The sequence below is a fragment of the Pseudomonas sp. P1_F1_2 genome (assembly GCF_056405815.1).
Map to the genome: position 1 here is coordinate 36,784 of NZ_JBFUBK010000044.1, position 19,085 is coordinate 55,868.

Here is a 19,085-nt window from a genome sequence, read left to right on the forward strand (position 1 = left end):
GCGTGTTGTCGTCCTGCCAGCATTTGAGAGCCCTGATTCTTCGTGAGAGGTTTCGCGAATGCCATTGAGCGCCAAAAGTCGTCGCCCGTTCGGCAGCCACACTTTTGTGACACTGCTCTGCGGATTGCTCCCGGTGATATTGGGTTTTGCCATTCTGTATATGCAGGCTGAACGGGTGCTCCGGCAAAGTACCCAATCGACCGCAGACGAAGCGCTGCGCCAGTTCGAACTGATGCTCGACAATACTGCCCAATCCGCACGCGAGTTGCTGCCGCTGGCTGGCCAGGCCTGTAATGACGTCAAGTTGGCCCTGCGCGAACAAGTCACCCGTCGCCCGTTTGTGCGTTCCGCAAGCCTGGTGTTGGACGACAACCTCTATTGCAGCTCGTTGTTCGGCGACGCCCAAGAGAAGGTCAATGCCGGCGACTACACGCAAGGCTCACTGTGGCTGATGAATGGCAACCCGGTCACGCCCGATACCGCGTTGTTGGTGTATCGCCTGAGCAAGGGAAAACAGGGCGCACTGACGACCCTGGACGGCTACCACTTAAGTAACGTGCTGCGCCTGATTGGCCGCAAGACGTTGCTGTTACTGCAAGTCGGCCCGAACTGGCTGTCCACCGACGGCAAGGTCCACGTAGGCGCCCTGCCCGTTTTGCCTGTGGCCGAAAGCAAACTCACGTCCTCGCACTATGCCTTTACCGTCGCAGCCGGTTTCCCCGAGGGGGAAAACTGGCGGTACATGGCCAGTGAATACCCGCCACTGTTCAGCCTGTTGATTTTTTTTGGTGTGGTATCGGGCGCCATCGGACATGTCTTGCAAAAACGTACATGGTCGCCGACACACGAAATGCAGCGCGCGCTAAAGGCGCAAGAGTTTGTCCCGTATTTTCAGCCGGTGGTGCACGGCGATACGAAGAAATGGTCCGGCACTGAAGTGTTGATGCGCTGGAAACACCCGAAGGAAGGCATGGTGCGCCCTGATCTGTTCATCCCGTTTGCCGAACATTCCGGGTTGATCGTGCCCATGACCCGTTCGTTGATGCAACAGACGGCCCAATGCCTGGGGCCTGTTTCACAATCGTTCGATAGCCCCTTTCACATCGGTATCAATATCACCGCCAGCCACTGCAACGACCTGGAACTGGTCAAGGACTGCCGTGCGTTTCTAAGCGCCTTCGCACCCGGCTCCATTCACCTGGTACTGGAACTGACTGAGCGCGAACTGATCAAGCCGAGTGAGATTACGCTTGAGCTGTTCGAACAGCTTCATGCACTGGGTGTGATGATCGCCATTGACGACTTCGGTACCGGTCACTCGAGCCTGGTTTATCTGCGCCAGTTCAATGTGGACTTCCTGAAAATCGACCAGAGTTTTGTCGCGATGATCGGCATCGACGCCCTCTCGCGACACATTCTGGACACCATCATCGAACTCTCGGTCAAGCTCGACCTGGGAATTGTTGCCGAAGGTGTGGAAACCGAAGAACAAAGTGACTATCTGACCGCTCACGGTGTGAACTTCCTGCAAGGTTATCTGTTCGGCCAACCGATGCCCGGTGCCGAGTTCATTAACGCATTAACCCACCATTAACTAACGCCTCTAAAGCGACGAGACATCGACACCGCGCACCAATTTGAATCAAAAGACTACTGTTGTTACATGAAGAAAAAGTCAGGATTTACTCTTGAGCAATTAACTACTACAATTTTTCATGCCTGTGCAAGATTGGCAGGTGAGCCACTATCACCGAGTCGCTTCAAGGCTCTTGGCTTATAGCTTTGTTTGCGGTTGGTATCAGCCAAACACACTATTGGAGTAAAGATATTGTCCAGACTCGCTGAATTTCGTGCAGCTGAAAAGGCCCTTCAGGAACAGCTCAAGCAGCTGGAATCGCTGAAGAATGATGCCGGGCTCAAGAAAGAAATCGAATTCGAAGAAAAGCTCCAGGGGCTGATGAAAACCTACGGCAAAGGCCTGCGTGACATCATCGCCATTCTCGATCCGAACCCGGCAAAATCCGGTCTGCAACAAGCAAAAACACCTAAAACCCGCCGCGCTCGCGTGGTCAAGGTCTATCAGAACCCGCACACCGGCGAACTGATTGAAACCAAGGGTGGCAACCACCGAGGCCTGAAGGCCTGGAAGGAACAATACGGTGCCGCCACCGTTGATTCCTGGCTGCGCGGCTAACAGCTAGCGGTTATAAAAAAGCCCTGCCAATGCAGGGCTTTTTCATGAATACCCTCTAAATGCAACGATTAGTAGGGCTCAACTCGCAACTTGCCGATTAACTTTGCGCTTAATGCCTTTGGGTATCTAAAAATTTCGGTTCAAGCCAAAATCCGCTTCCACGTAAAATCCCGGCACTAAAGTTTCAAGCTGTTTCGTACCCCCTCAATTTCTTCCCGACTTGCCTTATAAGCCTCGGCCTGCCCCGCGAACGAAAGTACATAGGCTTTATCGTCGTCCACCGCACCCACCAATGTTTGCGACAGCACATGTCGCCCGTTTTGGGTGATGGTGCATGTAGTTTCCAGCGCCGACAGACGGCTCAATGTCGCGGGATGAATTTTGTTGCAGACACTTTGATAGCCGCTTTGAAAGAAGTCCTTCTGCACCGCCTTGCGCATCTCCAGCAGCACGCCTTGCACATTCACCTGATGACCGCTTTCAACCTGAGTCATGGTCAACTCCATGACCATCACTGGCGTGCCGCCTTCATCGTTTTTGACCGCACGCTGACGGGAAACAGCAGCGCTGGCACCCTCTTGCGCAAGGGGCTCGACCACCCAGCCACTTGGCCACGTCACTTGGGGCGCCTCTGCCTGTGCGCTGGCAACCGCAGACAAGATGCCCAACAGGACAAACATCGGCTTATAGAATCGAACCATTGCAATAAACACTCACGGATTGAACCGCAAAGTCTGAGCCTCGGCCGCTTGTCAGGCAATAGCAGACTGTTTGGGTTTGGTGATGTCTGAGGCGTTGCGTATCATTGTCGCCATTCGTTAGCCCCACTTATTTTTCCGGAGGGCCCATGAGCCTGCACGAATTGAACACCTTCCCAGGCGTCACCGCCCAGCCTGACACCGCCACCCAGAAGTTCGTCTTCAACCACACCATGCTGCGGGTCAAGGACATCACCAAATCCCTGGATTTCTACACCCGCATCCTCGGTTTCACACTGGTGGAAAAACGCGACTTCCCGGAAGCCGAGTTCAGCCTGTATTTCCTCGCCCTGGTTGACAAAAACCAGGTTCCGGCCGACGCCGCTGCTCGCACCGAGTGGATGAAATCAATCCCCGGCATTCTCGAACTGACCCACAACCACGGCACCGAGAACGACCCTGACTTCGCTTACCACAACGGCAACACCGACCCGCGTGGTTTCGGTCATATCTGCATTTCCGTGCCGGACATTCGTGCTGCCTGCGAGCGCTTCGAAGCACTGGGCTGCGATTTCCAGAAACGCCTCAATGACGGACGCATGAAGAGCCTGGCCTTTATCAAGGACCCGGATGCTTACTGGGTCGAGATCATTCAGCCCGCACCGCTGTAAATCCGCGTCTTCCCGAGGCACAAAAAAACCCCATGATCTCTCATGGGGTTTTGTGTTTTCAGCATCGGCGTTTACGCTGGAGCCGAAGTCCGGATCAAGTGATCGAATGCGCTCAGGGAAGCCTTGGCGCCCTCGCCCACGGCGATCACGATCTGCTTGTACGGCACGGTGGTCACGTCACCGGCGGCAAATACGCCCGGCATCGAGGTTTCACCACGCGCATCCACAATGATCTCGCCACGAGGCGACAACTCGATGGTGCCCTTGAGCCAATCGGTGTTGGGCAACAAACCGATCTGCACGAAGATGCCTTCGAGGTTGACCGTGTTGAACTCGCCTGAATCGCGATCCTTGTAGACCAGCCCCGTAACCTTCTGGCCATCACCTTTTACTTCGCTGGTCAGGGCGCTGGTGATAACGGTGACGTTAGGCAGGCTGAACAACTTGCGTTGCAACACCGCATCAGCGCGCAACTTGCTGTCGAATTCCAGCAGCGTAACGTGGCTGACGATACCGGCCAGATCGATAGCCGCCTCAACGCCTGAGTTACCGCCGCCAATTACCGCGACGCGCTTGCCTTTGAACAGCGGACCGTCGCAGTGCGGGCAGAAACATACACCTTTGGCCTTGTATTGCTGCTCGCCCGGCACACCCATTTCACGCCAGCGGGCGCCGGTGGCAAGGATCAGTGCCTTGGTTTTCAGCGTGGCTCCGCTTTCGAAACGAACCTCATGCAACTCGCCGGGACTCTTCGCCGGGATCAGTGCCGTGGCCCGCTGCAGGTTCATGATGTCGACGTCGTATTGCTTGACGTGTTCTTCGAGGGCGCTGGCCAGTTTCGGCCCCTCGGTTTCCTGCACGGAAATGAAGTTCTCGATGGCCATGGTGTCGAGCACCTGCCCACCAAACCGTTCTGCCGCGACGCCAGTGCGAATACCTTTACGCGCCGCATAGATCGCGGCCGAAGCACCGGCTGGCCCACCGCCGACCACCAGCACATCAAAGGCTTGTTTGGCGCTGATCTTCTCGGCTTGACGCTCGATACCGCTGGTGTCGAGTTTGGCGAGGATTTCTTCCAGGCCCATGCGGCCCTGGCCGAAGTTCACGCCGTTCAGGTACACACTGGGCACCGCCATGATCTGACGGTCATCGACTTCAGCCTGGAACAGTGCGCCGTCGATGGCGACGTGGCGGATGTTCGGGTTCAGCACGGCCATCAGGTTCAGCGCCTGAACGACGTCCGGGCAGTTCTGGCAGGACAGCGAGAAGTAAGTCTCGAAGCTGAATTCGCCTTTGAGCGAGCGGATCTGTTCGATCACTTCAACACTGGCTTTCGAAGGGTGGCCGCCGACTTGCAACAGTGCCAACACTAATGACGTGAATTCGTGGCCCATCGGGAGGCCGGCAAAACGCAGGCTGATATCGGCTCCTGGGCGATTGATCGAGAACGATGGCTTGCGTGCATCATCACCGTTATCGAGCAAAGTAATCTGGGTGGAAAGACTGGCAACGTCTTTCAACAGTTCGAGCATATCCTGGGATTTCGCACCGTCGTCGAGGGAGGCAACGATCTCGATCGGCTGGGTGACCCGTTCCAGGTACGATTTCAACTGGGCTTTAAGATTGGCGTCCAACATACGGGCGATTTCCTTTCTGGTGTTTCATAAAAAGCAGACATAAAAAAACGCCCGAGCGAATCTCGCCCGGGCGTTTTTATTGGGCGGTGCAGCTTACTGAGTAGGTGCGGCGTACCGCCCTGATGAAGCGCTCACAGACTTAGATCTTGCCGACCAGGTCCAGGGACGGTGCCAGAGTGGCCTCGCCTTCTTTCCACTTGGCTGGGCAAACCTGGCCTGGGTGAGCAGCGACGTACTGGGCAGCCTTGATTTTGCGCAGCAGCTCGGAAGCGTCACGGCCAACGCCGCCATCGTTCAGCTCAACGATTTTGATCTGGCCTTCAGGGTTGATCACGAAGGTGCCACGGTCAGCCAGACCGGCTTCTTCGATCAGCACGTCGAAGTTGCGGGAGATGGCGTGAGTCGGGTCGCCGATCATGGTGTACTGGATTTTGCCGATGGCTGGCGAAGTGTTGTGCCAGGCAGCGTGGGCAAAATGGGTGTCGGTGGAAACGCTGTAGATCTCGACGCCCAGCTTCTGGAACGCGTCGTAGTTATCAGCCAGGTCTTCCAGTTCAGTCGGGCAAACGAAGGTGAAGTCAGCTGGGTAAAAGAAAACGACCGACCACTTGCCTTTCAGGTCAGCGTCCGAGACTTTTACGAAGTCGCCGTTTTTGAAGGCGTCAGCTTTGAACGGTTTAACTTGGCTGTTGATGATAGGCATCGATGACTCTCCGTCAGGGTTGAAAAGTTTGGTTGAGAAGTTGATGGGGTGAATCCTACCCAACCGATCCCCGGATGGCTCATTGGCAAACCTGATGCTGCTGATTTGTTTTCGCTATTAGCCGACGGTATTAATAGAAGAAAACGTGATCTACAGCGCCACTGGCTTTTCAGTGACCCGAGCCATTCCGAGAAACGGGCTGGCTTCAACATAGCGCATGGCGGACTTCATATCCTTCCAGCCCACGTAACTCATCAACGACTTCAAGTCCCAACCGCTCTGATGCGCCCAAGTGGCAAACCCGCGCCGCAAGGAGTGACTGGTGTAGTGCTCGGCGGGAATACCGGCACGTTCCAGCGCCTGACGCAGTAACGGGATGACGCTGTTGGCATGCAACCCCTCCTCGCTCAAGTGACCCCAGCGGTCAATGCCGCGAAACACCGGCCCGCGAACCAATGCCGCCTCGGTGATCCAGGCGATGTACGCCTGCACTGGACACAAGCGCTGCAAGGCAGGCGTCTGATAGGTTTTCCCAAGGTTTTCGCGATCGCTTTTGCTGCGCGGCAAATAGACGGTGATGCCCGAGCCGGCGCTGGCATGCACGTGCTCAATCTGTACGCGGCACAACTCATCGCTACGGAAACCACGCCAGAAGCCCAACAGGATCAGAGCCATGTCGCGCCGCGCCCTGAGCAGAGTCGGTTGGTCACCTTGAGATTTGGCGGTTTGTGCCTCCAGCTCAAGCCAGGCCACCACCTGTTCCAGATGCTGAAGCTGCAGCGGCTCGGCCTGTTTCTCTTGAGCCGGGTGCAACGCGCGGATGCCCTTGAACACTTTTTGCACCACCGGCGACTTGGTCGGGTCGGGAAACCCCTGGCTGTTGTGCCACTGCGCCAGCGCCGACAAACGCAGCTTCAACGTATTAATGGACAACACGCCCGCATGCGCCACGAGGTAGCGCGCAACGCTGTCGCTGGTAGCCGGCAAAAAACCGCCCCAACTGACCTCGAAATGCTCGATGGCTGCCCGGTAGCTGCGACGGGTGTTGTCGCGCGTAGCGGCTTGTAGGTATCGATCCAGCTCAGTCATCGGCTCAACTCTCTAAACGTACCGCTTTGGCGGGTCTAATCGCGCTGTGCGGCTGATCACACGGGGTAATACCAGTATATCCCGCATGACAAACTGACATCACTTATCTTTATTTTTCAGATGGTACACTGCGTACTTTAGTGGCATGTACCACAGTACGAAATCGTAGGAGAACTCATGGCTCGTGGCGGCGTAAATAAAGCAGTGGTGCAAGCAGCACGTTTGGCGATCCTCGCCCGCGGCGAAAACCCAAGCATCGATGCAGTACGAATCGAAATGGGCAACACCGGCTCGAAAACCACCATTCACCGCTACCTGAAAGAACTGGATGACGGTCGCGAACGCGCCGAGCCTGCGCCAGAGCCTATCGATGATGAGCTGGCAGGCCTGGTTTCGCGCTTGGCACAACGCCTCAAGGAGAAGGCTCAGGAACCCATCGATCAGGCTCGCGAGCAGTTTGATCAGCAGCGAAAAACACTGGAAAGCCAGCTTACAGAGGCCCGGGAAACCAACGCCGAATTGCATCAGCAATATGAGATGCAAAGCCTGGCGCTGACACAGGAATCGGAATCGCTGCAAGAAACCCGCTCGATGCTGCAAACCGAACAAACCCGCAACGCCGGGCTGAATCAGGCACTGGCCGGCTTCGAATTGCGCCTGCAGGACAAGGACGAACAAATCCGCTCGCTGGAAGAGAAGCACCTGCACGCGCGCGAGGCATTGGAGCACTACCGCAACGCCGTCAAGGAACAGCGCGAACAGGAACAAAGCCGCCATGAAAGCCAGGTGCAGCAGATTCAGATGGAACTGCGTCAGTCGCAACAGAGTGCAATGGTGCGCCAGGACGAAATCACTCAACTGCACCGTGACAACGAGCGGCTTTTCACTGAAAACCGTGGCACCCAGAGAGAGCTGAACCTGTTGCAGGATCAACTCAAGCAAACCAACACGCGGCAAGACCAATTGTTGGAACAGGTCAATCGCATCGACAGCGAGCGCACCCTCCTCCAGGAACGCTTGCGCGTCGCCCTGTTGGAAGGTCAGGCGTTGAAGCAGAGTGTCGACGAGCAGTTGCAGGCGAATAAAGCGCTGGAAATCGAGTTGCTCAAGACTCAGGCGAGCCTGGATGAAAGCTTGCGTCTGGCGGCCGTCGTTGCGACAGCGCCAGACGCAACCAAGGACGATTAACCGGCGACAGGCGTACGCATGGTGACGAACTCTTCGGCGGCCGTCGGGTGCACGCCGATGGTTTCATCGAAATCGCGCTTGGTCGCTCCTGCCTTCAAGGCAATTGCCAACCCCTGAACGATCTCACCGGCATCCGGGCCGACCATGTGGCAGCCCAGAACCTTATCGGTCTTGGCGTCGACCACCAGTTTCATCAGCGTGCGCTCCTGGCATTCCGTCAGGGTCAACTTCATCGGGCGGAAGCGGCTTTCGAAGATCACCACCTCGTGGCCGGCTTCGAGAGCATCTTCCTCGCTCAAGCCAACGGTGCCAATGTTCGGCAGACTGAACACGGCCGTCGGGATCATTTTGTAATCCACTGGGCGATATTGCTCGGGCTTGAACAAACGTCGCGCCACGGCCATGCCTTCGGCCAATGCAACCGGCGTCAGTTGAACACGACCAATCACATCACCCAGCGCCAGGATCGACGGCTCGGCTGTCTGATACTGATCATCAACTTCGACAAAGCCTTTCTTGTCGAGCTTGACGCCCGTGTTTTCCAGACCAAGGTTGTCGAGCATCGGGCGCCGGCCGGTCGCGTAGAACACACAATCGGCTTCCAGCTCGCGGCCATCCTTGAGCGTCACCTTCAGGCTGCCATCAGGCTGCTTGTCGATACGCTCGATGTCGGAATTGAACTGCAGGTCCATGCCGCGCTTGGTCAGCTCTTCCTGCAAATGCTTGCGTACCGCACCGTCGAAGCCGCGCAGGAACAGCTCACCGCGATACAGCAACGTGGTATTGGCGCCCAAGCCATGGAAAATACCCGCGAACTCAACAGCAATATAGCCACCGCCCACGACCAGAACGCGTTTCGGCAGTGCCTTGAGAAAGAAGGCCTGATTGGAACTGATTGCATGCTCGTGCCCCGGAATTTCCGGGATCTGCGGCCAGCCGCCGGTAGCAATCAGGATATTTTTAGCGGTGTGGCGCTCGCCATTGATCTCGACCGTGTTCGGGTCGACGATTTTGGCGTGACCTTCATGTAACGTCACGCCGCTGTTGACCAGCAAATTGCGGTAAATGCCATTCAGGCGATTGATCTCACGGTCCTTGTTGGCGATCAGCGTGGCCCAATCGAACTGAGCCTCACCCGGTGTCCAGCCGAAACCGGACGATTGCTCGAAGTCCTCGGCGAAGTGCGCACCGTAGACCAGCAACTTCTTCGGCACGCAGCCGACGTTCACACAGGTGCCGCCCAGGTAGCGGCTCTCGGCCACCGCCACTTTCGCGCCATATCCGGCGGCAAACCGCGCAGCCCGCACACCGCCGGAACCCGCGCCAATCACATACAAATCAAAATCGTAGGCCATTTTCAATCTCCTCGGCAGTCCACCAGCATACCCGCAGACGCCCACCGGGCAAGCACTGCAAACGATATGGGGCCAGAAAATGAAAAAGCCACCCGAAGGTGGCTTTTCAATACAAGTGGGTCAGGCGCTATCAGTAAGCCTTGCCGGTCTTGTAGAAGTTCTCGAAGCAGAAGTTGGTCGCGTCAATGTAGCCTTCAGCGCCACCACAGTCGAAACGCTTGCCTTTGAACTTGTAGGCAATGACGCAACCGTCCTGCGCTTGCTTCATCAGGGCGTCAGTGATCTGGATCTCGCCACCCTTGCCCGGCTCGGTCTGTTCGATCAGGCTGAAAATGTCCGGAGTCATGATGTAACGGCCGATGATCGCCAGGTTCGAAGGTGCATCTTCAGGTTTTGGCTTCTCGACCATGTTGCGTACACGGTACAGGTCGTCACCAATCAGGTCGCCGGCAATCACACCGTATTTGCTGGTTTCCTGCGGATCTACTTCCATGATCGCGACGATGGTGCAGCGATACTGCTTGTACAGTTTGACCATCTGCTTGAGCACGCCGTCACCTTCGAGGTTGACGCACAAGTCATCCGCCAGTACCACGGCGAACGGTTCGTCGCCGATCAGCGGACGACCGGTCAGGATGGCATGGCCCAGGCCTTTCATTTCGGTCTGGCGAGTGTAGGAGAAGGAGCACTCATCCAGCAGACGACGGATACCGACCAGGTATTTCTCTTTGTCGGTGCCCTTGATCTGGTTTTCCAGCTCGTAGCTGATGTCGAAGTGGTCTTCCAGGGCACGCTTGCCGCGACCGGTGACGATGGAAATTTCGGTCAAGCCGGCATCCAGAGCTTCTTCGACGCCGTACTGGATCAGTGGCTTGTTTACCACCGGCAGCATTTCTTTAGGCATGGCTTTAGTCGCTGGCAGGAAGCGAGTACCGTAACCGGCTGCTGGGAACAAGCATTTCTTGATCATATAAGTCCTTGAAAGGGCTGTGTGTACGAGTTTCGGCGCAGTCTAATCAGGCGGCGTGCACCTTACAATGCCCCGCACTGGCTAACCGATGCCATCATAGAGAAATATTCTGGCGGATAGTTCCGCAAATAGCCGAGCAGCCATTCTGCAGCCTCAATAGATAGCAGAGATCAGCGTACATTCAAACGAGATTGCGAACGCACCACCATACGCCCATCGGCACTCTCCCAGTGCATTTGGCGCTATCATGGCGCAATTGAACCAGCCAACGAGGCAGATAGATGTCGGAAGCAAAAAGCATCAACGGGTTCCTGATCATTCAGGCGAAAGACGGCCAATGGTGGATAAACAACTTCGGCGGCGGCGAGAATATCGCCGGGCCATTCCCTACCGAAGCGCTCGCGATTGAAGTGGCATCCGTATTGCAACTTGAACACCCAACCGTCAAACGCCGTGGTAAAGACAAGACTTGATCTGAAGCGGTTTTTTGACCAGGCCCTGCTTCGCGCAGGGCTTTTTTGTGATTGCCGGTACGAAAGTGGCCCTTCGCTATAACCTTTTGACGCCAGCGCTGTCACAGGCTTAGCCCACCCTTCTGACGACGATAACGACATGAATAGATTTTTGCCGCTGATTGCTGTGTTGACCCTGAGTGGCTGCGCCACCTCGGAAACCACGTATCTGAAGGACGGTAAGCAGGGACTGGCCATCGACTGCTCCGGCGAAGCCAACTCCTGGGCCACGTGCTACGAAAAAGCCGATACCTCCTGCGCTGGCACCGGCTACCGGATTGTCGGCACCGACGGCACACCGTCAACCAAGGAAAGCGACAAGACCCTGGGTGTCGACGTCGGCAATTTCAAGAACCGGAGCGTGGTTGTGGTGTGCAAGTAAGGCGCTGACGCTATATGTGAATTTCAGCAAATTTGATCCCGAGACCGCGCACGGTCTCGATCAAGTCGTCGAGACGACAGAAAGATTCGACTTCATCGTTATCGTCCACCAGAAAATAGCTGCGCCCAGCGCTTTTCTTGAAAAACACGATCCATTCCCCTGAATTCGCCGGATTCTGAATCACATGGGTGGCAGAGATGTGGCCCTCTGCATGGCGCTCCCGAACCTGCTCTCGCTTCATGCCCGACTCCAGAAATGACAATGCCGTCAAAGCAAAACCTTGACGGCATCAATGTTGATTGCAGTGAGTAGTCTATCAGCCGGAAATACAGGTATTGGCTGCTTTCTGCACGTCTTTTGGACGCACTGGCACATTGGACATCCGCTCATGCAGCTTGATGCTGCTACCACCGGAGCGTTCTTCAATGTCAAAGACAGCTGCCGGATCCGAGGAGAACTTCGCCGGAACAATCACGCGCATCCCGTCCTTGTGCGGCTCCACCTGTAGAGCGCCACGGCTCTCGGCCAGTTGTGTAACCAGGCACTGCGCGTACTCATGGGGCTTCTTGCCTGAGATCACGCTCATGGTCGGCAGCGTCTCGTTGATCTCCGAAACACTCGCGCAGCCACTCATGACCAACGCCACCGGCAGGACTAACACACCCCACTTCATACAAAACCTCCGATAAAGACCCTCGGACAGCGCAAATGCTGATTTTCTCCGAGGCGTACCGCTTTTATCGCTCATAGAATTCCGAATAACTGTTTTTAATTGTCAAAGCGGACCCCGACGACCCGATAATAACCTGTTCGGGCTGATAAACTGCGCCAATCGCCCATGCTATCGTTTTGATTTTGTAGAAAAAGCCCTTCTGGAGGCGCCCCATGAAATTTATCCACCAGCGCGAGCACCTCAATGAAGACGACATTGTCGTCATCCAGTGCTCCCAAACGTGCAACATCCGCTTGATGAACGACGCCAACTTCCGCAGCTTCAAAAATGGTGGTCGTCACACTTACCACGGCGGCGCATTCGACACCTTCCCGGCCCGGATCACCGCGCCGAGCACCGGTTTCTGGAACATCACCATCGACACGGTCAACCGCCGCCCGATCAGTGTTACACGTAAACCGACCCTGACTCACTCGATCAAGATCATCCGTCGCTCCAGCTCGAAACTGAGCTGAGCAACGTCCGCAGACGAAGAAAGGCAGACATGACCGTGGCTCAAACGACCAAGTACGTCATCAAATACAAACTCAACGGTGAACGCCGCTTCGAGTTTGCCCAGCTTGAAAACGGCACCGCCGAAGAAGCCAAGGCCGCGCTCGATGCCATTCATGGCCAGAGCGAGGACGTCATCAGCGAGATCAGCGTCAGCAAAGCGCTGTAATAGCCTGCGGAGCGACCACATGGATGTTGGCTCCCGCTTCTGAAATTTGACCGCAAGCGCCGGAGTGTTCGCCTCCTCCCCCCTGTTTAGACTGACTACCTCAACCTTGGGTCAAGGAGTCAGAATATGCTGGAGCAACAACTCGATGAGGATGGCTGGGCCATTATCAGATCGCTCCTCAGCGCCCCGGACTGCGACGAAATCAGCGCCTTTTATGGGGAGCCCGAACGCTTTCGTTCTCAGGTGATAATGGCTCGTCACGGGTTTGGTCGGGGCGAGTACAAGTACTTCAAATACCCTCTACCGGATCCCGTCGCCCGATTGCGCAGCGAGCTCTACCCCGGCCTGGTACCGATTGCCAATCGCTGGCACGAATGCATGGGGCTGCCGAGGCGTTTCCCTGCATCGCATGAAGCTTTTTTGCAACGCTGCCATGCCGCCGGTCAGGAGCGCCCCACGCCCTTGTTGCTGCAATATGGCCCGCAGGACTACAACTGCCTGCATCAGGACCTGTACGGCGAACACGTTTTCCCGTTGCAAGTGGCGATTCTTCTGTCAGAACCGAATGAAGACTTTACCGGCGGCGAGTTCGTGCTGACCGAACAGCGCCCCCGAATGCAATCACGCCCTCAAGTCATTGACCTGAGAAAAGGCGATGCCGTGATCTTTGCCGTCAGCCAGCGGCCGGTCAAAGGTGTTCGCGGGTATTACCGAGTGAACATGCGCCACGGCGTGAGTCGCCTGCACAGCGGAAAACGGCATACCCTTGGAATCATCTTTCACGATGCGTTATGAGTCATGAGCCCAATTACCCTGGATTTGTTTGCTGACGCAGACCCCGAGCAACCGCCCAAACGCTTGCAGATCGGTGAACAATCCTGCGTCCTGCACGGCTTCGCCCTACCCTGGCTGGACCCGTTGCTGATCGCCCTGGACGCAATCCTGGCAGCTGCGCCGTTTCGGCAGATGGTCACGCCCGGCGGCTTTACCATGTCAGTGGCCTTGAGCAGTTGCGGCACCTGGGGCTGGACCACCGACCGAAGCGGCTATCAATACACGCGCGACGACCCACAGACCGGAAACCCCTGGCCCGAGATGCCTGAGGTGTTTTTCGAACTGGCCCAAGCAGCGGCACGTGAAGCGGGATTTGCAGCGTTTGTTCCCGATTCCTGCCTGATCAACCGCTATGTCCCGGGGGCCAAAATGTCATTGCACCAGGACAAAGACGAAAACTCCTACGCAGCACCCATCGTGTCAGTGTCGCTGGGGTTGCCGGCGACCTTCCTCTTCGGAGGCTTCGAACGAGGCGATAAAAGCCAGCGCGTGCCGCTATTCCATGGCGACATCGTAGTCTGGGGTGGCGTGGACCGCTTGCGCTATCACGGCGTACTGCCGATCAAGGACGGGCATCATCCGAGGCTGGGCGAACAACGGATCAACTTCACGTTTCGCACTGCACGATGATGCGCTCGAATTTGACCGCAAGACCCGGAGTGCTGCGCCTCTTCTGTCTGATTAATCTGAATGAAACAGGTCAATGGAAATACCGACATGACAACTCATTCGACTAAAACAGTGACTGAAATCGATCCTCGCTGGGCCGCGGTCGTCGCCCGCGATCCTGCCGCGGACGGGCAATTTGTCTATGCCGTAAAAACCACCGGCATCTACTGCCGCCCCAGCAGCCTCGCACGTTTGCCAAAACCGCAGAATGTGGAGTTTTTCGACACGCCGGAGCAAGCGCAGGCGGCAGGCTATCGTCCGAGCAAACGAGCCGTTAAAGATCAAAGTGATGTCGCCGCTCAACACGCGGCCACGGTGGCCGCAGCCTGCCGGCACATCGAGTCTGCCGAAAATCTGCCTGCGCTCAATGAACTGGCCGACGCAGCGGGCCTGAGCAGTTTCCACTTCCATCGAGTGTTCAAAGCCGTCACCGGGCTGACACCCAAGGGCTACGCCACGGCCCATCGCTCGCGCAAGGTGCGCGAACGCCTGGCTGATGGGGGGACCGTCACCGACGCTCTGTATGAGGCCGGTTTCAACTCCAACAGTCGATTCTATGAAGCAGCCGATCACCTGTTAGGCATGAAGCCTGGAGACTACCGCGCTGCCGGACAGAACAACGACATCCGGTTTGCCGTCGGCCAGTGCTCCCTGGGGGCGATTCTGGTTGCTCAAAGTGAACGCGGCGTTTGCGCGATTTTGCTCGGGGACGACCCGCACCAGTTGGTCTGCGATCTGCAAGACAAGTTTCGCCGCGCGAACCTGATCGGTGCCGACCATGATTTCGAGCAATTGATCGCCAAGGTTGTAGGGTTTATTGAAGCCCCGGCCATCGGCCTCGACTTGCCGCTGGACGTACGCGGCACGGCGTTTCAGGAACGTGTCTGGCAAGCCCTGCGTGAGATTCCCGCCGGCCGTACCGCCAGCTATGCCGACATCGCCCAACGCATCGGTTCGCCGAAGGCGGTGCGCGCCGTGGCCCAGGCATGTGGCGCGAACAGCCTGGCGGTGGCAATCCCTTGCCATCGCGTGGTACGCAGCGATGGCAACCTGTCGGGTTATCGCTGGGGGGTTGAGCGCAAGCGTCAGTTGCTGGAACGCGAGACGCGCTGATCAGCGATTCACATCGACCACCACCCGCCCGCGCAATTGCCCGGCAAGCAAGCGCGGTGCGGCATCGATGGCTTCACTCAAGCCGATTTCATGGCTGATCAGCGGCAACAACGAGAAGTCCAGGTCCTTGGCCAGTCGATTCCAGGCCAACACGCGTCTGGCCTTTGGCTGGGTCACGCTGTTGATCCCGGCCAAGGTCACACCGCGCAAAATGAACGGGGCGACAGAGGCCGGGAAGTCCATGCCTTGTGCCAGGCCACAGGCCGTTACCGTGCCATTCGCCTTCGTACTGGCACAGGCATTGGCCAATGTGTGGCTGCCGACCGAGTCGATGACCGCCGCCCAACGCTCTTTGGCCAGTGGTTTGCCGGGTTCGGACAACGTAGCGCGGTCGATGATTTCACTCGCACCCAGCTGTTTGAGGTAGTCGTGCTCGGACGTGCGCCCGGTGGATGCGACGACGCGATAGCCCAGCTTGCTCAGCAGCGCGATGGCGAAACTGCCGACACCGCCGTTGGCCCCGGTCACCAGCACTTCGCCTTGCTCGGGCGTCACGCCGTTATGCTCCAGCGCCAGGATGCTCAGCATGGCCGTGTAGCCTGCGGTGCCGATCGCCATGGCCTGAGCGGTGGTAAATTCCTTTGGCAACGGGATCAGCCAGTCACCGTTCAGACGTGCTTTCTGTGCCAGCCCGCCCCAATGCCCTTCGCCTACACCCCAGCCATTGAGTACGACTTGATCACCGACCTTGTAGTCCGGGTGATCACTGATTTCGACAGTACCTGCCAGATCAATCCCCGGCACCATCGGAAACTTTCGCACCACCGGACTGCTGCCGGTAATTGCCAATCCATCCTTGAAGTTCAGCGTGCTGTACGCCACGCGTACCGTTACATCGCCCTCGGGCAGTTGATCGTCATTGATCTCTTGCAGTGTGGCCCGGTAGCCGCTGTCGTCTTTGTCGATCAAAATGCCTTTGAACATCACTGCCTCTCAATGGAGTCAATCAGGTGGACCCTTGAAATACCACAAAGAAACATCTCGCCGTACAAGACTTTAAGCTAAAGCGTCTAAGTGCCGAGCGTTTCCAAGCGGTGCGACTATGCTGTTTTTCGCGGTACTGAAATACCCGAAAAGCTGTCTCGTCAATGGAGCTGACAATGCCTCACCCCCGCTTCCGTATCGTTCTGCTGATGCTCTGCCTGTTGTTTTTTACCTCGGTGCAGGCCGCACCGACGACCCATTCCGGGGCCCCTGCCAACGAGGCACCGTCGGCGCCGACCTGGCCTCAAGTTCTGACCAGCGGGGATACCAGGCTAACCGTTTACCAGCCACAGCTCGACAGTTGGGACGGTTACACCTTGCAGGCGCGGGCAGCGGTCGAGGCCACCGGCGCCGATGGAAAATCCACCTACGCAATTGTGCAATTCAGCGCCCATACACTGGTCGACAAAGCCACCCGCTGGGTTGCGCTCGATCAATACACCCTCATCAAAGCCGATTTTCCATCCAGCGCTGCGCAATCTGACACTTGGGTCGCGGCTCTGCAAAAAGACGCGACCGATCGCAAGAAAACCATTTCCCTCGATCAACTGGAAGCCGCTGTGGGGGTGCTTGCCGCCGAGAAAAAGTCCAGTGGCGAACCTATCGAGAACGCGCCGCCGGCAATCATCACCTCTGATGTACCGGCGATCCTGGTGTACATCGACGGGGAACCGGCTTATCGCCCGGTAGACGGCACTTCGCTGGAGCGGGTCATCAACACCCGCCCGCTGCTGCTCAAGGATGCTCAAGGCAAACACTACCTGCATGTATTTGATGGCTGGATGATCGCGGATCAGTTGGGCGGCCAATACACGCCGGTGCCATCGCCCTCGGCCGAACTGGAAACAGCCAGGAAAGCTGCGATCCAGAGCCGTCAGGTCGACCTGCTGACCGGTCAGAGTGATCCAAAGGACAAGATACCGACCCTGGCCAAGCCACCGATCCCGCAGATCCATATCGCCACCGCGCCGACCGAGCTGATCGTCACCGACGGTGCGCCCCAGTGGCAACCGATTCAAGGCACCCAACTGCTTTATGTCACCAACACTACCGGACACCTCTTCAAGGAAATCGGTGACCAGGACAGTTATGTGCTGATCTCCGGACGCTGGTTCAAGGCAACTGACATGAAGGGGCCATGGACCTTCGTCCCCGCCGACAAACTGCCCACCGACTTCGCCAACATTCCCGATGACAGCGCCAAGGAGAACGTGAAGGCCTCCGTCGCCGGCACGCCACAGGCCAAGGAAGCCGCCATTGCGGCCACCATCCCGCAAACCTCGGCGATCAACAAAAGCGCGGTCAAAATGAGTACGCCGCAGTTCGACGGAGAACCGCAACTCCAGGCCATCAGCGGCACGCCGCTGCAATACGTGGTGAACACAGCAACGCCAATCATCATGGTCAACGCCAACAGCTGGTATGCGGTCGAGAACGGCATCTGGTTCAACGCCAGCTCGGTTCAAGGCCCATGGCTGGTCGCCACTTCCGTGCCGTCGGTGATCTACTCGATTCCACCGAACTCACCGATGCACTACATCACTTACGTCAAAGTCTACGAGGCCAATGGCGACACCGTGGTGGTGGGTTATACGCCGGGGTATCAGGGCACCACAATTGATCCGGACAGCGGCGTGGTGGTTTATGGCACGGGTTATCCCTATACGCCGTGGGTGGGCAGCGTCTGGTACGGGCCACCCGTAACCTACGGATTTGGCGTCGCCATGCGCTACACCCCTTGGACCGGCTGGACATTCGGCTTTGGTTTCGGCTGGAGTTGGGGTGGCAGCACCGTGGCCATGGGTTGGGGTTGGGGCGCCTATCCCTGGTGGGGAAATTACGGCTGGGGGTATGCCTGGGGCCCTCACCTTTATCCGGCGCCATTCCCTTGGGCCGGCGGCGCCTATGGCTATCACGGTGGCGCTGTTGCCTGGGGCCCCGGTGGCTGGGCCGGTACAACTGGCAACATCTACCGCCAATGGGGTGATCGAGCGTCAGTCAGTCGATACGGTGCCGGCTACAACGCCTGGACCGGCAATCGCTGGGCGGGTGAGGTTGGCTCTTCCTACAACTCACGGACCGGTGTCGCGGCAGCCGGTCAACGCGGCGCGGTGCACAACGTTTACACCGGCAATTATGCGGCGGGGCGCAGTGGCGTTGCTGTAGGGCCTGATGGCGGCGCGATCGCGGGGCAGCATGTAACAGTCGGCAATGCTCGTTACGGGACGCAGGTCGATGCCAACCGTGGTGCCGTTTACAACCCCAACACCGGAAATACCACCCAGTACGGCGGCATCAGCGGACGTAACTCAGGCGTAGGTCATGTCGGTGACAGCGTCTACGCCGGGCATGATGGCAACGTCTACAGAAAAACCGATGATGGCTGGCAGTCGATGGTCAGGGGCGGCGAAACTCGAGTCAACCCGGTGAACACCACGCAAATGCAAAGCCTGGATCGGGAGTCTGCCGCCCGCGACTTCGGCAACCAACGTTTTAACAACTACCACAGCTCCTCTCAGTTCATGAGTCATTCGTTTGGGGGCGGCGGTGGCCTGCATCGACGTTAAGCGCTGTTTTCCAGCCAGCCGGCCAAAAGTCGGCTGGCCCTGCGCCAGTCATTGCTGGTAAAAAC

The 19,085-nt window shown here is 57.3% G+C and carries 21 protein-coding genes; 12 read left to right on the forward strand and 9 right to left on the reverse strand.

All coding sequences use genetic code 11. The annotated features are described in order from the left end of the window. Window positions 1-58 precede the first annotated feature (58 nt). Both AC1D2P_RS15020 and AC1D2P_RS15025 read left to right on the forward strand, forming a co-directional pair. Window positions 59-1,594, forward strand: coding sequence for an EAL domain-containing protein (locus AC1D2P_RS15020; RefSeq protein WP_109784763.1), 1,536 nt, complete (start codon window positions 59-61; stop codon window positions 1,592-1,594). Window positions 1,595-1,828: 234 nt separating this feature from the next. Further along, complete coding sequence (locus AC1D2P_RS15025; protein WP_046027370.1) at window positions 1,829-2,194, forward strand: histone-like nucleoid-structuring protein, MvaT/MvaU family; 366 nt, start codon at window positions 1,829-1,831, stop codon at window positions 2,192-2,194. Between the two features lie 176 nt (window positions 2,195-2,370). On the opposite strand, the gene AC1D2P_RS15030 is transcribed toward AC1D2P_RS15025, so the two are convergent. Continuing rightward, window positions 2,371-2,895: a DUF4946 domain-containing protein gene (locus AC1D2P_RS15030; RefSeq protein WP_109784762.1), complete on the reverse strand. Its 525-nt coding sequence runs from the start codon at window positions 2,893-2,895 to the stop codon at window positions 2,371-2,373. A 146-nt stretch (window positions 2,896-3,041) separates the two neighbouring features. Between AC1D2P_RS15030 and gloA the strand changes: the two genes are divergently transcribed. Further along, window positions 3,042-3,563, forward strand: coding sequence for a lactoylglutathione lyase (gene gloA / locus AC1D2P_RS15035; protein WP_223525279.1), 522 nt, complete (start codon window positions 3,042-3,044; stop codon window positions 3,561-3,563). A gap of 71 nt (window positions 3,564-3,634) precedes the next feature. Here gloA and ahpF read toward each other — a convergent pair whose 3' ends face one another. The 3 genes from ahpF to AC1D2P_RS15050 form a co-directional block, all read right to left on the reverse strand. Next, window positions 3,635-5,200, reverse strand: coding sequence for an alkyl hydroperoxide reductase subunit F (ahpF, locus tag AC1D2P_RS15040; RefSeq protein WP_223525278.1), 1,566 nt, complete (start codon window positions 5,198-5,200; stop codon window positions 3,635-3,637). 139 nt (window positions 5,201-5,339) lie between these two features. Then, complete coding sequence (gene ahpC, locus AC1D2P_RS15045) at window positions 5,340-5,903, reverse strand: alkyl hydroperoxide reductase subunit C (protein WP_007975937.1); 564 nt, start codon at window positions 5,901-5,903, stop codon at window positions 5,340-5,342. Window positions 5,904-6,053: 150 nt separating this feature from the next. Next, window positions 6,054-6,992, reverse strand: a complete 939-nt coding sequence (locus AC1D2P_RS15050) for a site-specific integrase (RefSeq protein ID WP_109784759.1) — start codon at window positions 6,990-6,992, stop codon at window positions 6,054-6,056. A 177-nt stretch (window positions 6,993-7,169) separates the two neighbouring features. On the opposite strand from AC1D2P_RS15050, the gene AC1D2P_RS15055 reads away from it, so the two are divergent. Then, window positions 7,170-8,180: a DNA-binding protein gene (locus AC1D2P_RS15055; protein ID WP_109784758.1), complete on the forward strand. Its 1,011-nt coding sequence runs from the start codon at window positions 7,170-7,172 to the stop codon at window positions 8,178-8,180. On the opposite strand, the gene gorA is transcribed toward AC1D2P_RS15055, so the two are convergent. Together gorA and galU are read right to left on the reverse strand one after the other, a co-directional pair. Beyond that, window positions 8,177-9,535: a glutathione-disulfide reductase gene (gene gorA, locus AC1D2P_RS15060; protein WP_223525277.1), complete on the reverse strand. Its 1,359-nt coding sequence runs from the start codon at window positions 9,533-9,535 to the stop codon at window positions 8,177-8,179. The two genes, AC1D2P_RS15055 and gorA, sit on opposite strands and share 4 nt — an antisense overlap. A 130-nt stretch (window positions 9,536-9,665) precedes the next feature. Further along, window positions 9,666-10,505, reverse strand: a complete 840-nt coding sequence (gene galU / locus AC1D2P_RS15065) for a UTP--glucose-1-phosphate uridylyltransferase GalU (RefSeq protein WP_046027377.1) — start codon at window positions 10,503-10,505, stop codon at window positions 9,666-9,668. Between the two features lie 281 nt (window positions 10,506-10,786). Between galU and AC1D2P_RS15070 the strand changes: the two genes are divergently transcribed. Together AC1D2P_RS15070 and AC1D2P_RS15075 are read left to right on the forward strand one after the other, a co-directional pair. Then, complete coding sequence (locus tag AC1D2P_RS15070) at window positions 10,787-10,978, forward strand: hypothetical protein (protein WP_109784756.1); 192 nt, start codon at window positions 10,787-10,789, stop codon at window positions 10,976-10,978. Between the two features lie 139 nt (window positions 10,979-11,117). Further along, the gene (locus tag AC1D2P_RS15075; protein WP_109784755.1) at window positions 11,118-11,399 is read left to right on the forward strand and encodes a hypothetical protein; all 282 of its coding nucleotides are present in this window, start codon (window positions 11,118-11,120) and stop codon (window positions 11,397-11,399) included. Between the two features lie 10 nt (window positions 11,400-11,409). On the opposite strand, the gene AC1D2P_RS15080 is transcribed toward AC1D2P_RS15075, so the two are convergent. Then, on the reverse strand, window positions 11,410-11,640 hold the full coding sequence (locus AC1D2P_RS15080; RefSeq protein WP_046027380.1) for a hypothetical protein: 231 nt from the start codon (window positions 11,638-11,640) through the stop codon (window positions 11,410-11,412). Between the two features lie 75 nt (window positions 11,641-11,715). Then, complete coding sequence (locus tag AC1D2P_RS15085) at window positions 11,716-12,072, reverse strand: hypothetical protein (protein ID WP_109784754.1); 357 nt, start codon at window positions 12,070-12,072, stop codon at window positions 11,716-11,718. A 212-nt stretch (window positions 12,073-12,284) separates the two neighbouring features. On the opposite strand from AC1D2P_RS15085, the gene AC1D2P_RS15090 reads away from it, so the two are divergent. The 5 genes from AC1D2P_RS15090 (at window position 12,285) to ada (ending at window position 15,409) form a co-directional block, all read left to right on the forward strand. Next, the gene (locus tag AC1D2P_RS15090; protein ID WP_008065357.1) at window positions 12,285-12,587 is read left to right on the forward strand and encodes a DUF1883 domain-containing protein; all 303 of its coding nucleotides are present in this window, start codon (window positions 12,285-12,287) and stop codon (window positions 12,585-12,587) included. Window positions 12,588-12,616: 29 nt separating this feature from the next. Beyond that, window positions 12,617-12,793 carry a hypothetical protein gene (locus tag AC1D2P_RS15095; protein WP_158283912.1) on the forward strand — a complete coding sequence of 59 codons (177 nt, stop codon included), beginning with the start codon at window positions 12,617-12,619 and terminating at the stop codon, window positions 12,791-12,793. Between the two features lie 126 nt (window positions 12,794-12,919). Then, window positions 12,920-13,588, forward strand: coding sequence for a 2OG-Fe(II) oxygenase (locus AC1D2P_RS15100; protein WP_477757293.1), 669 nt, complete (start codon window positions 12,920-12,922; stop codon window positions 13,586-13,588). Window positions 13,589-13,591: 3 nt separating this feature from the next. Then, the gene (alkB, locus tag AC1D2P_RS15105) at window positions 13,592-14,257 is read left to right on the forward strand and encodes a DNA oxidative demethylase AlkB (RefSeq protein WP_258668266.1); all 666 of its coding nucleotides are present in this window, start codon (window positions 13,592-13,594) and stop codon (window positions 14,255-14,257) included. A gap of 87 nt (window positions 14,258-14,344) precedes the next feature. Continuing rightward, entirely contained in the window at window positions 14,345-15,409 is a 1,065-nt protein-coding gene (gene ada, locus AC1D2P_RS15110; RefSeq protein WP_477757292.1) for a bifunctional DNA-binding transcriptional regulator/O6-methylguanine-DNA methyltransferase Ada, read from the forward strand. Here ada and acuI read toward each other — a convergent pair whose 3' ends face one another. After that, window positions 15,410-16,393, reverse strand: coding sequence for an acrylyl-CoA reductase (NADPH) (acuI, locus tag AC1D2P_RS15115; RefSeq protein WP_109784750.1), 984 nt, complete (start codon window positions 16,391-16,393; stop codon window positions 15,410-15,412). It lies immediately after the preceding gene. 176 nt (window positions 16,394-16,569) lie between these two features. Between acuI and AC1D2P_RS15120 the strand changes: the two genes are divergently transcribed. Further along, complete coding sequence (locus AC1D2P_RS15120; RefSeq protein WP_477757291.1) at window positions 16,570-19,020, forward strand: autotransporter; 2,451 nt, start codon at window positions 16,570-16,572, stop codon at window positions 19,018-19,020. Window positions 19,021-19,085: the final 65 nt, after the last annotated feature.

Coding starts and splice junctions, on each gene's coding strand:
- AC1D2P_RS15020 (WP_109784763.1), top strand. CDS start 59: ATGCCATTGAGCGCCAAAAGTCGTCGCCCGTTCGGCAGCCACACTTTT.
- AC1D2P_RS15030 (WP_109784762.1), bottom strand. CDS start 2,895: ATGGTTCGATTCTATAAGCCGATGTTTGTCCTGTTGGGCATCTTGTCT.
- gloA (WP_223525279.1), top strand. CDS start 3,042: ATGAGCCTGCACGAATTGAACACCTTCCCAGGCGTCACCGCCCAGCCT.
- ahpF (WP_223525278.1), bottom strand. CDS start 5,200: ATGTTGGACGCCAATCTTAAAGCCCAGTTGAAATCGTACCTGGAACGG.
- ahpC (WP_007975937.1), bottom strand. CDS start 5,903: ATGCCTATCATCAACAGCCAAGTTAAACCGTTCAAAGCTGACGCCTTC.
- AC1D2P_RS15050 (WP_109784759.1), bottom strand. CDS start 6,992: ATGACTGAGCTGGATCGATACCTACAAGCCGCTACGCGCGACAACACC.
- AC1D2P_RS15055 (WP_109784758.1), top strand. CDS start 7,170: ATGGCTCGTGGCGGCGTAAATAAAGCAGTGGTGCAAGCAGCACGTTTG.
- gorA (WP_223525277.1), bottom strand. CDS start 9,535: ATGGCCTACGATTTTGATTTGTATGTGATTGGCGCGGGTTCCGGCGGT.
- galU (WP_046027377.1), bottom strand. CDS start 10,505: ATGATCAAGAAATGCTTGTTCCCAGCAGCCGGTTACGGTACTCGCTTC.
- AC1D2P_RS15070 (WP_109784756.1), top strand. CDS start 10,787: ATGTCGGAAGCAAAAAGCATCAACGGGTTCCTGATCATTCAGGCGAAA.
- AC1D2P_RS15075 (WP_109784755.1), top strand. CDS start 11,118: ATGAATAGATTTTTGCCGCTGATTGCTGTGTTGACCCTGAGTGGCTGC.
- AC1D2P_RS15080 (WP_046027380.1), bottom strand. CDS start 11,640: ATGAAGCGAGAGCAGGTTCGGGAGCGCCATGCAGAGGGCCACATCTCT.
- AC1D2P_RS15085 (WP_109784754.1), bottom strand. CDS start 12,072: ATGAAGTGGGGTGTGTTAGTCCTGCCGGTGGCGTTGGTCATGAGTGGC.
- AC1D2P_RS15090 (WP_008065357.1), top strand. CDS start 12,285: ATGAAATTTATCCACCAGCGCGAGCACCTCAATGAAGACGACATTGTC.
- AC1D2P_RS15095 (WP_158283912.1), top strand. CDS start 12,617: ATGACCGTGGCTCAAACGACCAAGTACGTCATCAAATACAAACTCAAC.
- AC1D2P_RS15100 (WP_477757293.1), top strand. CDS start 12,920: ATGCTGGAGCAACAACTCGATGAGGATGGCTGGGCCATTATCAGATCG.
- alkB (WP_258668266.1), top strand. CDS start 13,592: ATGAGCCCAATTACCCTGGATTTGTTTGCTGACGCAGACCCCGAGCAA.
- ada (WP_477757292.1), top strand. CDS start 14,345: ATGACAACTCATTCGACTAAAACAGTGACTGAAATCGATCCTCGCTGG.
- acuI (WP_109784750.1), bottom strand. CDS start 16,393: ATGTTCAAAGGCATTTTGATCGACAAAGACGACAGCGGCTACCGGGCC.
- AC1D2P_RS15120 (WP_477757291.1), top strand. CDS start 16,570: ATGCCTCACCCCCGCTTCCGTATCGTTCTGCTGATGCTCTGCCTGTTG.